The sequence below is a fragment of the Mangrovibacterium sp. genome (assembly GCF_041596335.1).
Lineage (GTDB): Bacteria > Bacteroidota > Bacteroidia > Bacteroidales > Prolixibacteraceae > Mangrovibacterium.
This window is the reverse complement of the sequence record NZ_JBFHIT010000026.1, coordinates 1-12,820: the sequence shown is the minus strand read 5'-3', so window position 1 is coordinate 12,820 and position 12,820 is coordinate 1. Positions and strand designations below refer to the sequence as shown.

Here is a 12,820-nt window from a genome sequence, read left to right as displayed (position 1 = left end):
GAAAATCTGATTTATGATACGTCAAACCAAACTTTAGAATATGTTTTTAGGTGCTAGTCGTAATCGTATAGAAACAGAATTTCTTTGTTGCCGGAAAGATACATTTTTTTCATAAGCTGTTCACTGTCATTGTCATCATTTGCGAGGTATTTAAGGAATTGATCCAGTCAGGCTATCCTTAAATTCGCTTCAACTTTTGTCAATTGTCAATATTGATAATCCACCGTTTGGTAACAAAAATTAACAAGAATTTAGGATTATTCATATTTTATGCTTTATAGCACATGGCATTAAGTGACAGTAGATCAAATAGATACAAACTGGTGTTGACAAAACCAGATTTTTTAACAACAATAAAAATTAGACTTCGTAATATTGGTCAACCAATCCATAGCAACTGGTCAACCAGATTGAAAAACTACGAATTTAAAAATTAATGCTTATGAAAGTAACAAAACTAAGACGGCAACAGATGACAACAGATGACATCTTCGGGGCTGTTTTATTATCCTCCCCCTATCGGGTGCGACATCCCTCGATGCTCTGTAAACAGCAACCTCCCGAAGCGTAGTTTGGACGTGCAGTTTTCAAATCGTGCGGATACGACCTACTCGGCTTTTGGGTTTTAGAGACCACGGAGCTTTAATCAAGAATGAATCGAATCTTGCTCTAACCACAACGAATGTGGAACCACATTTCCACCTGTTCGGTCTTTAATAAATACAGCATCAAGTTAATGAATCAAGAATCAATAATTGTTTAATAAGAGATTTTCGGATTATGAATATATTACACAGTTTTAAGGAAATAGAAGTTGAAAGTCCGGTAGATCAGATTATTAAACAGATTCGTAATTCGATCATTTCAGGGGAACTAAACCCCGGCGACCGATTGCCATCAGAGCGGAAGCTATCAGAATTGTTTGGAATCGGGCGGACTTATGTCAGAGATGCTATCAAAAAGCTGGAGTTCTACGGAATTCTGAAAACACATCCTCAAAGCGGAACTGTTGTGGCCGGAGTTGACATTACTGCCATAGAAGGGTTGATTTCCAATGTGATAAAGCTTAATGAAGACGACTTTTCCAACCTGGTGGAAACACGGGTGTTGATGGAGAACTATGCCTGTGCTCAAGCAGCAATTCGTCGGACAACGCGGGATATTGCAGACTTAGAGAACGTTCTGGATAGTTACCGGGAAAGGGTTGAACAAAACCTTCCGTGTGTACAGGAGGATTTCAATTTTCACTTGAGAATTGCTGAAGCCAGCCAAAATAAGGTTGTAAAGTCGTTGCTGCTGATTATTATTCCGGATATCCTTGAGATCTACCAAAAACTAAATGTTTGTGGCGAAGGCCGGTCTCAGAAATCAATCGACGAACACCGCGCTATTCTGGACTGCATTATTAAACAAGATGCTGCAGGAGCAAAAGAAGCAATGAAAATTCACTTGCAAGATGTACTCGATTTTAGTCTGTCGTACAAAGGATAATAACTTAAAATGACGGAAACGAATACAATACGAACGAATAAAAGGGCGCCTTAAAAAGACAACCCTTGCGAACTGATAAATTAATGTCTTGTACAAATAGCTTTCAACTTTGGCGAGTAGCAGTTATTCAAATACAGGACTATTAATTGACCTCTGCGATGATAAACCAGATAGAATACAATCATTTTCCATTACTAAATTTTAAATTAATGAAAAAAATCGTAAGCTTATTAGCAATAGTCTTGGCTTTTGCTTTCCAGCTATCGGCGCAAGTAACAATTAAAGGAACAATTGTGGATGCCGGTAACAATGAGCCCTTAATTGGGGCAACAGTTTTAGAAAAAGGAACGACGAACGGAACCATCACTGATTTTGATGGGAATTTTACCTTTACGAGCAAAGCCGAAAAGGTTACCGTTGTTGTTTCGTTTATTGGTTATCTTAACCAGGAAATCGTGTATGCAGGCCAACCTCAGCTAAATATTAAACTGAAAGCTGATGTTACCGGACTTGATGAAGTTGTGGTAATTGGGTATGGTGTTCAGAAAAAATCACACTCCACGGGTGCAATCGCGTCGGTAGGCGGCGAAGATGTTGCCGCTGTTCAGGCGACACGTGTCGACGAAGCCATCGCCGGTAAATTGCCGGGAGTATTAATCCAAAATCAGGACGGAGCACCTGGTGCAGATCCAAAAATTCAAATTCGGGCCGCTTCCTCTATAACCGGCGACTCCACTCCGCTGATCGTGGTGGATGGTTTTCCGATCTCAGGAGGTATAGCTACTGTTAACCCGAACGATATTGAAAGTCTGGAGATTTTAAAAGATGCCGCTTCTGCTGCGATCTACGGGTCGAGAGGAGCAAATGGTGTTATTTTGATTACAACCAAAAAAGGTAAGAAAGGTAAAGCAAGCTTTAGCTACAATGCTTATGCGAGTACCTCTGGTAAGTACCGCGACAATATTCTGATGTCAGGGCCCGAATGGGGAGCTCATGCAAGATCAGAGATCGCTTCGGGTAACTGGGATGTTTCTAATATCGATGCCGATTTCCTGGAGTATCGCCTTACCGCTTATGAAGAATCACCGGGAGCAATAAGTCCCGAAGATTGGTTATTTCAAAATGGAAGTATGATGAGTCATGACTTCAGCATGAGCGGAGGGACTGATGATGTGAACTATTTTGCTTCAGTTGGTTATCAAAACGCCGAGGGTGTAGTAATTACCCAAGGTTATGAAAGAATAAATGCCCGCTTGAATATCGATGCCAAATTGGGAGACAAGTTCATGACAGGCGTAAGCTTCAATGGATTTACTGCCGACAGAGATATCTTGGGGCATGACATGAGAGACTTGTTAAGAGCTTATGGTATCCATCCGATTTATCATACCGAAGCGTCGATTGCCTTCGTTCAGGCACTGGATCAAAAAGCACAGGGGCTGGGACTCGCTGCATTTGACAGTGGATACAGAGGTTCTGTGTGGGAAGCTTCAAGTATTTATGACCTGGAGCCAGGTATGACTGCGCAAGACTGGCACTATGGACGTTCCAACAATGGAATCGGTGGATCGGGTGATGCTGGTCCGGCCACGAAGCTTGATAACACCGAAAGTTGGGAAAGAACTTATTTCGCCAACGTTAGTTCCTATCTGCAATACAACATCATGGACGGCTTGGATTTTAAAACCGTTCTGGGAGGTGATCTTAAAGATACCCAAGAGTATGAACACCGCTTAATTGGCTTCGACTCTCGTGCGCGGTACAGCCAGACTTACATGGATCAAACAGATTTAAAAGTATCTTCTGTGTTAAGTGTATCCACTTTGAGCTATACTAAAACATTTGGTAAGCACGACATTTCGGCCGTTGCCGGTGCCGAGTACCAAAAAACCACTTTCCGCGGAACCGCTTTAGATGGTGCGAATGTGCCGTTGGGCGATATTCTGAATTATAATCTCTTCGAGCCAGCCGATATCACTGTAACTGAAAGAGACGAAACACAGGTGAGAGAGAGTGTGTTCGGAAGGATTAACTATGCCTACGACAATCGTTATTTGGTGTCGGCTTCGTTAAGACGGGATGGTGATTCACGTTTCGGATCGAATAAACGGTATGCCAACTTCCCGGCACTTTCGGTGGGATGGAATATGCACAACGAATCGTTCCTGAGCGACAGTGACCTGCTGAGCCAATTGAAACTGCGATTCAGTACAGGTTCGTTAGGAACTACGGCCTTTTTAGGCTCTTACGACGCGTTGAGTCTTTTGGATCCTAGTGCCACATTGTTTGGTACCGGATATCTGATTCCAACTAACGTTGCAAACCCGGATCTGACCTGGCAAACAAATACCGAGACCAACTATGGTTTTAACTTAGGGTTCCTGGGCAACCGTTTTACCTTGGGAGTTGATTACTATACCTCTGATATTGAAGATATCCTGATTAACCAAAGTGTTTCTGAAGTGTTGGGTACGACTTCAATCGTGCTTAACTCAGGAGATGTGAGAAGTTCAGGTTTGGAGTTAGAACTGAATGCAAGAGTAATCAATAACAATGACTTTTCGTGGAGCATCAATGCGAACCTGTCTACAGTAAGTACCGAAATTAAAGATCTGGGCGGTCTGGATGAGTTACCTCAGACAATTTACGGTACAAGTGGTAGAGGACCTGTGTTTAGAAACTATGTTGGTGGAGAAATTGGTGAAATGTGGGGATTGGAAACCATCGGCGAAGTTGAAATGAAATACTTAGATGACCCAACCAGGTATGTAAATATGCAGTCCGGAGAATCTTACGTTGTGGATCAAAATGGTGACGGCGAAATTGATAATACCAGAACCGTAGCGGATGGTGGAGACCTTGTTAAATTAGGTTCAAATACACCGGATTTCTACTGGGGTATGACGCATAACTTAAGTTACAAGAATTTCGACATGTCATTGCAATTCCAGGGATCTCACGGAGCTGAGGTGTACAATATCGACCCACTGTACTACGGATCACAATGGGGTGGAAACCTGAAGAGCACGTTCGATGCGAATAACGACGATATCGCCGATCATAACGGAGAATTCTATACCCCGAACCGGAACCAAACCGACGCGATGGTTCAGGACGCATCGTATATCGCCTTGCGAAACCTGACCATTGGTTATACACTCAAGGATGAGCTGGTGAAAAAAGTTGGTTTAGGTTCTGTAAGAGCGTATGTGGCTGCAACTAACTTATTGTACCTAATGGCCGATAATTATACTTCTTACAACCCGGAAGGTGTAGCAACTTCAACTGATGATTATTTAGGACCCACAACGTATGGAGCACAATTCGGTGCGAGTCCGATTGTAAGAAGTTTTACTGTTGGTTTAAATGTTAACTTTTAAATAGAAGAAAATGAAAACGATATATATCTTATTAGGTGCACTATTACTGATCACCACAGCATGTGAAGATTTGGATCAATTCCCCCCGAATATCGCCAGTTCAGATTCTTTAACCGAATTTGAGGGCGTTTTGAATGCGGCTTATTACTATCAGCTCGGCGCTGCTACTCCAATGGCAGTCATGGGCGAATTCAGAGCAGACAATGCGCTCATGGACGAATCTCCATATACCGAATTTGATGAATACGATAGTGGGTTGACATCAATGGAAGATCAATTCATGGGACCTTTCTATACGGCTTTGTACAAGTCAATATTAAGTGCGAATAATGTGATCGAGAACTCTTCTGATGCTACTGAAATAGCTGAAGCTAAATTTTTAAGGGCTTTATCCTATTTCAAACTCGTACAGGTTTTTGGTGATGTTACGGTTAATTTATCAGCCTCGCCAAGTACGACTGACACTTCTATCTTGGTGCGTCAACCGGCTACTGATGTCTATAACAACGTGATCATTCCAGATCTGACCGATGCGATAGCGGTTTTGGATGCTGAGATAGTAGATGGAAGAGCGTCGAAATACGCGGCTCAAGGATTGCTGGGCAAAGTATATATGGCCATGGGCAATTATAGTAGTGCTGCACCACATTTGGCTGCTGTTGTAAATGGAGCTGCTGCTGCAGGAATTAGTTTAAAAGCCGACTATGCCGATATTTTTGGTGCGGCAAATGAAGTTGAAAATTCTGAAATCATTTTTTCAACGCAAGTTTCAAGCTCGATTATCGATGAGTATTCGTATGCTTCCCGTTTTTGGAACTGGTTTGTTGGCGATGACCCTAAAGCTGATTACCCGGTAGATCCGGACTTGGTTGCCGCGTTTGACGCCAGTGATGCCAATGGTGGCGGCACCGATTTAAGAAGAGCAGTGACTCTGGCTGAGGATGGTCTTACAGCGATCAAATTTCCGAAAGACGGAGGAGTTGGATCTGAGCACGACTGGATCGAAATGAGATTGGCAGATGTTATTCTGTTGTATGCAGAAGCATTGAATGAAACAGGTTCTGCTGCATCAACTGTTCTCCCTTTGTTGGATGATATCAGAACAAGAGCCGGATTGAGTGTTTTAAATCCTGCAACAATCAATACGCAAGCTTTAGTTAGAAAAGCTATTGCCGACGAACGTAGACTGGAGCTGGCTTTCGAAGGCCACCGATGGTTCGATTTGGTGAGAACAAATACCGTTGATGCTGAAATGGGACAAACGGTGAATAGTAATTATCATTTGTTCCCAATCCCGGTATCAGAGATCCTGGCTACTCGTGGAGTAATAACTCAAAACGAAGGATATTAATAGTTGATCGGTTCAATGCATTTTTAAAAGGGAACAGGATTTTTCCTGTTCCCCTTCGTTCAAAATTCAATTTATTGTTAAAACCCCGCAAGTTGTTTGCCGGCCAGATCAGGCCGATGTGCTCCGTAAATCCTCTAATCGAAGCAAGAAGTAAAAGGCGTCAGTATGCCTTTGCAATTCACAAGTTTGCTATTTCGGTTCACTGGCTTTGCAGATCGTGTTGTGTTGATCGTTAGTGAGATCCCACTTGTTGGGGATAGATAGCTAATCATGACCGGACATTTTCGGTTGTCGTTCCGAACGATAAAAAATAAAGACGAAGTTAACTCTGGTTTTACCACCAAAATAAATTTCTAAATGGAAAACAAAATTCAAAATGCGAATATCCTTAAGAAGCTGATTGCCTTTGTACTATCGTTTGGCCCCGGCATTTTTGCTATCGGTTACACGATTGGTACCGGGAGTGTGACCTCGATGATTGTAGCCGGTAGCTCGTTTGGTATGCAATTGCTCTGGGTGTTGCTGCTTAGTTGCTTTTTTTCAGGTTTACTTATCTATACCTACGGAAAATATACGCTGGTAACCGGCGAGACGGCTTTGTTTGGCTTTAAAAAACATTTAAAGGGAGGCAAGCTAATTGCACTCCTCATTGTAATTGGGATTTCGTTTGGGCAATGGAACTCTCTAACCGGGATCTTGGGAATTTCATCCAATATGCTTTTTGAAATTTTGGCTTTGTATTTTCCATCTATTTCCGACAATGAATACAGTATTGTTCTTGGAATAGCCATTGCCGTTATTATTATATTCTATGCCCTGCTGATGGTTGGGAAGTACGACTTTTTCGAGAAGATCCTGGTGATTTTTGTCACCATCATGGGCTTGTCGTTTATCGTCTCACTGTTTTTTGTTTTTCCGCAGCCCGCCGAGATTATCAACGGCCTTATTCCAACAATCCCCGATGTTGAAGGAGGGAAAATGCTCACCGTAGCATTTGTTGGAACTACAATGGCTGCAGCGACCTTCCTTTCGCGCCCGCTTTTTGTGATTGGGAAAGGATGGACGATTAAAGACTTGAAAAAACAAAAAAACGACTCCATAACTGCTGCTGTATTAGTATTTGTAATTAGCGGGTCAATTATGGCTGTGGCTTGCGGAGCGCTTTTTCACGAGGGTAAAGTGGTGACACGGGTTCTGGATATGGTGCACACGCTCGATCCGATTGCCGGACGTTTTGCACTTTCAATTTTTGTTTTCGGAACCTTAAGTGCTGGCCTGTCCTCTATTTTCCCCTGTTTAATGATTGCTCCGCTGTTGCTGGCCGATTATCAGAGCGGAAAACTGGATACGAACTCGAAACAATTCCGGATTGTCACCGCCATTGCTTCGGTGGTTGCCTTGTTGGTTCCCATTACGGGGCAAAACCCAATTCAGGCTCAAATACTTACCCAGGTGTTCAACGTGTTTGTTTTGCCTTTGGTGGTCATTGGTATTATCCTTTTGGTGAATAATGCCAAGCGAATGGGAGAGCATAAAATCAGTTGGCCTGTCAATGTTGGTTTGATCCTGGCTTTTATCTTCTCACTGGTTATTTCGTACAACGGAGCCATTGCTGTTATGGAGTATTTCTCTTAATCATGAACGTCAGCGATTAACCTGCGAATTCAAAAAAAAACGATGAAACGAGCATGGTACTAAATGCAACAAAAAGGAAATGTAAAAACGCTGCGAGGTCCACGAGGGATTAAAAAGTTGTTCAGCGGACAATAGTTTGATCCAGCATAAAATCAATAACTTAATATAAATAGATGCCTGTGAAAAATACAATCAAATATCTTTGGGTACTGCTGCTTACACTGCCGTTTTATGCCTGTCAACAGCAGGATGGTACGATGGTAAGTAATGCTGAAGAGTTCAATAAAGCGCTGGCTAATGCCATGCCCGGTGAGCAAATAATTCTGAAGAATGGTGTTTGGACAGATACCGAACTGCTAATTACAGCAAAAGGGACAGCCGAAAAGCCAATTGTTGTAACAGCCGAAGAAAAAGGGAAGGTTGTTTTCTCGGGCTCGTCGAACCTAAGAATTGCCGGAGAGTATGTTGAGGTATCGGGACTGGTGTTTAAAAACGGTTACACACCGAGTAATGAGGTCATCGCTTTTCGCGAAAAAAATGGTGTGTATGCCAATCATTGCCGTTTAACCGAAGTGGTGATCGACAACTACAACAATCCGGAGCGTCTGGTTTCAGAAACGTGGATCGCAGTATACGGAAAAAACAACCGGGTTGATCATTGTGTCCTTAACGATAAGCGCGGACGTGGTGTTACCATGACCATCCGTATGGTCGATGAAGCTTGTCACGATAACAATCATCAAATTGATCACAATTATTTTGGGTTCCGCCAGAACTACGGGAATAACGGTGGCGAAACAATGCGCCTTGGAACCAGCTTCTTCTCCCTATCCAACTCAGGCACTGTGGTTGAAGCCAACTATTTCGATCGCTGCGATGGCGAACACGAAATTATTTCAAATAAAAGTGGTGGTAATGTCTTTAAAAACAACACCTTTTACGAATGTCGCGGAACCCTTACGTACCGTCACGGTAATGATAATATTGCCGAAGGAAACTTCTTTTTTGGCAACGGAAAAGAACACACCGGGGGAATCCGGATTATTAATGAACGGAATAAAGCCATCAATAATTATTTCTCAGGATTAAAAGGCTATCGGTTTCGCGGAGCGATGGTGGTCATGAACGGGGTTCCAAATTCAACGCTAAATCGTTATTTTCAGGTAATTGGTGGCGAGTTCTCGAACAACACCTTTGTGAACTGCGACCATGTGCAATTATGTGCCGGCAGCGACAGCGAACGGTCTGCCGTTCCGATTGATACCAAGGTGGTGAATAATGTGTTCTATAGTGATTCGCAGAAAAATCTATTCACAGCTTATGACGATATCAGCGGAATCAGTTTTTCAAACAACTACCTGAACAAAGGTGTAGATGTATTAGCCGACACAAACATGGAGGTTGTGGCGATGGAATTGGCTAAGAACGAACAGGGACTGCTATTTCCGGTATCGCCGCTGATTAAGGATGCGGGTTGTTCGCTGAAAGCTCCGGTGGCAAAGAAAGAAAATACCGGTGTGAGCTGGTATCCGATTGAGGAAAAAGAATTAGTTTTTGGCAACGGCGTAGAAACAGTCGTTGAGCCAGGATACAATACGTTGTTAGCGGCTGTACAAAATTCAAAATCGGGTGACATTCTGGTTTTGAACGATGGAGAATACATCAACAGTAAAAATTTATCTGTCGAACATGCCCTCACGATTAAAGCCGCAAACAGCGGAAAAGCGCAGCTGTTTACCGAAAAGAATGACATGTTTTTGATTCAAAATGAAGGAGCTTTAAAGCTGCAAGGTTTGAAAATGAGCGGCGTTATGTCGCCCGATATGGCCGGAAACTGCATTGTTGGAACAAGCCGGCACTCGATGAACCGCAACTATAAATTGATTGTGGAAGATTGTGCCGTCGAAGATTTGGTGGTAAACCACACGTTCGACTTTTTACGTGTGTCCCCGAATACGTTCGCCGATTCGGTGGTAATTCGAAACTGCTCGTTCAAAAACATATCGGGAAGTGTCGCTTCACTTAATAAAGAAATCGATGATATCGGGGCGTACTGTGCCGAATATGTCGTCTACGAAAACAATACGTTCGAGCAGGTTGGCGGTGCCGTTTTAAACCTTTACCGGGGAGGAACGGATGAAAGCACTTTCGGACCGAGTTTGACCTTCAAAAATTGCAAGGTTATCAAATCGGGACTCGACAAGCGCAATAAAACCGGCGGAAGCATTTATATTCATGGAGTTCAGATCGCCAATGTTCAAGACGTTGATTTTCTCGATTCTGCTCCGGTTAAATTGCATTTGACCAACGGAGAACCAATCACAAAAATCTCAAACATCAATATTTATCCCAAAGCGCAAATTGTGTCAAATTCCGACGCCTATGAGCTGGATAGTCTAACACATATTAATCAATAATAGCTCATCTGTTGGTGAGTCATTGAAATACAACATGCTCATTGAGCTGGAACTAAATTCCCGAAATCGGGAGGACTACAAATTAATCATTCAATAAAAACATAAAGTTATGGCAAGCGAAAAATTTATAAAAAACAGTGAGAAATGGGAAGACCTCGGTGGAGGTGTATCTCGTCAGTTTCAGGGTTGGGACAACCAGATTATGATGGTAAAAGTGAAGTTTGAAAAGGGAGCTCTTGGCTCGCCACATCAGCACTTTCACACGCAGGCAACGTTCTGTGCGGCCGGTAAATTCGAGTTCACCATCGACGGAGAAAAAAGTCTGATTGAAGCCGGCGAAGGCGTATACATCGCGCCAAACCTGCTGCACTCGGCAGTTTGTCTGGAAGCCGGTATTCTGATTGATGTATTCAGCCCGGTTCGGGAAGATTTTTTAGATGGAACAGCCGTTTCGTATTTCGGCGATAAAAAATAGAAACTATGAAGCTAAAAGGATTACGTTGGTGGATGATTGGGCTGATTGGCCTGGCAACTGTCATAAATTACATTGACAGAAGCACCCTGGCCATGATGTGGCCCAGTATTGCCGAAGATTTAGACATGACCAAGAACGACTATGCACTGATTCTGAACGTGTTCATGGTCGCTTACGCGTTCGGTCAATCAATTTCGGGCCGGATATTCGATAAAATAGGAACGCGAATGGGATACGTTTTCGCAGTCGGCTTGTGGGGGATTTCTTCCTTCATGCATGCCTTCGCGCGGGGAATCCTTTCGTTCAGCTTTTTCAGGGTTACCCTGGGGCTGGGAGAAGCCGGAAACTGGCCCGGTGCAGCTAAAAACAATGCCGAGTGGTTTCCAATTAAGGAACGAGCGATCGCTCAGGGTATTTTTAATGCCGGAGCATCGCTGGGAGCTGTAATTGCACCTCCTCTGATCGCGATTCTTTGGGCAGCCTTCGGGTGGCAGGTAACCTTTATGATTGTTGGTTCGTTTGGATTGATCTGGTTGATTCCATGGTTGATCATTCACAAAGCCGGACCCAAAAAACACCCCTGGATTACCAAAGAGGAGCAGGAGTACATCATGTCCGGTCAACACAAAAAAGAAAATGTTGAAGGACAAAAAGGACTGAGCCTGAAAAAGATTCTTTCCTACCGCGAATCGTGGGCCGTATTGGCATCCCGCTTTTTTCTGGAGCCGCTATGGTGGTTGTTCGTTGGCTGGATGCCTTTGTATCTGGCCGAAGTATACGGTTTTGATGTGAAGCAAATTGGCTTTTTTGCCTGGGTGCCTTATGTGGGAGCCGCTATCGGAAGTGTCTACGGTGGTTATTTTTCAGGCAATATGATTAAAAAAGGAGCCAGTATTGACAAAGCCCGCAAAACCGCGATTACCATTGGCGGGATCATCATGTTTCTGGGCTTGGTAGCGACCATCCTGATAGCCGACACGCCATTGAAATTTGTGGTGATTGTCGCCTTTATATTGTTCGGATTCCAGTTCGCGATCGGAAACATCCAAACCCTTCCGAGCGACTTGTTTTATGGAAAATCAGTGGGAACACTGGCCGGATTTGGTGGCTCAGTAGGCGTATTTTCGGTGATCATCATGAACTTCCTGGTGCCGATTATTTCAGCCTATTCTTATGTGCCCATTTTTGTGATGATAGCTGCGTTTGTTCCACTTGGAATTACCGCCATCTATTTGCTGGCACGAAAAATTAAACCCGTAGAGGAAACAGAATAAATTATAACACGATAAAAAAAGATAAATCATGAATTCAACAGGAAAAGTAGCCGTTATTACCGGCGCAACAGGAGGTATTGGTTTCGAAGTAGCAAAACGACTCGGTAAAGACGGATATATCGTTGTATTGAACGGTATTGAAGACGAAGCCGGCGCAAAGCGCGTTGAAGAACTTACAGCCGCAGGAATTAAAGCCGAATACTATGGATTCGACGTTACAAAAGACGAAGAAGTCACCTCAAACATCAAAGCCATTGGCGAAAAATATGGCCGCATCGACGTACTGGTAAACAATGCCGGCGGACTGGGCGGAAGATCGAGATTTGAAGAAATGACCACCGAATTCTACCGCTTTGTGATGGCCTTAAATCTTGACTCGGTATTCTTTGCCTCAAGAGCAGCCATTCCCTACCTGAAAAAAGGTGAAAACGCTTCAATCATCAACTATACGTCCAATGCCGGATGGAATGCAGGAGGCCCGGGAGCCGGTGTTTATGGAACATCAAAAGCCGGAGTTCATGCCATTACGCGGGCATTGGCCAAAGATTTAGCGGAATATGGCATTCGTGTGAACGCGGTATCTCCCGGTACAATTGACACGCCATTCCATGCACAAATTAAATCGACTAAACCCGAGGTGTTTGCGTCGTGGAAAAACAACATTCTGTTAGGAAGACTGGGTCAACCCGAAGAAGTTGCTTCAGTAGTTGCCTTCCTGGCAAGTAAAGATGCCTCATTCATCACCGCTGAAACAATCCAGATTGGTGGCGGTCAGGCTTTAGGAATTTAAGAACAAT

Annotated in this window: 8 protein-coding genes; all 8 read left to right on the top strand. The window is 43.4% G+C overall.

What is annotated here, in order from left to right; translation table 11 throughout:
- Positions 1-780 precede the first annotated feature (780 nt).
- The 8 genes from ABZD21_RS10715 (at position 781) to ABZD21_RS10680 (ending at position 12,813) form a co-directional block, all read left to right on the top strand.
- A complete protein-coding gene (locus ABZD21_RS10715; RefSeq protein ID WP_372774981.1) occupies positions 781-1,491 on the top strand; it encodes a FadR/GntR family transcriptional regulator in 711 nt (236 codons plus the stop codon).
- 209 nt (positions 1,492-1,700) lie between these two features.
- Positions 1,701-4,871: a SusC/RagA family TonB-linked outer membrane protein gene (locus ABZD21_RS10710; protein ID WP_372774980.1), complete on the top strand. Its 3,171-nt coding sequence runs from the start codon at positions 1,701-1,703 to the stop codon at positions 4,869-4,871.
- 10 nt (positions 4,872-4,881) lie between these two features.
- Positions 4,882-6,222: a RagB/SusD family nutrient uptake outer membrane protein gene (locus ABZD21_RS10705; protein WP_372774979.1), complete on the top strand. Its 1,341-nt coding sequence runs from the start codon at positions 4,882-4,884 to the stop codon at positions 6,220-6,222.
- A gap of 357 nt (positions 6,223-6,579) precedes the next feature.
- Complete coding sequence (locus ABZD21_RS10700) at positions 6,580-7,857, top strand: Nramp family divalent metal transporter (RefSeq protein WP_372774978.1); 1,278 nt, start codon at positions 6,580-6,582, stop codon at positions 7,855-7,857.
- A 179-nt stretch (positions 7,858-8,036) separates the two neighbouring features.
- Positions 8,037-10,274: a polysaccharide lyase 6 family protein gene (locus ABZD21_RS10695; protein WP_372774977.1), complete on the top strand. Its 2,238-nt coding sequence runs from the start codon at positions 8,037-8,039 to the stop codon at positions 10,272-10,274.
- A 109-nt stretch (positions 10,275-10,383) separates the two neighbouring features.
- Complete coding sequence (locus tag ABZD21_RS10690; RefSeq protein ID WP_372774976.1) at positions 10,384-10,749, top strand: cupin domain-containing protein; 366 nt, start codon at positions 10,384-10,386, stop codon at positions 10,747-10,749.
- A gap of 5 nt (positions 10,750-10,754) precedes the next feature.
- A complete protein-coding gene (locus tag ABZD21_RS10685; RefSeq protein ID WP_372774975.1) occupies positions 10,755-12,023 on the top strand; it encodes an MFS transporter in 1,269 nt (422 codons plus the stop codon).
- A gap of 28 nt (positions 12,024-12,051) precedes the next feature.
- Positions 12,052-12,813, top strand: a complete 762-nt coding sequence (locus ABZD21_RS10680; protein ID WP_372774974.1) for an SDR family NAD(P)-dependent oxidoreductase — start codon at positions 12,052-12,054, stop codon at positions 12,811-12,813.
- The last annotated feature ends 7 nt before the right edge of the window (positions 12,814-12,820 follow it).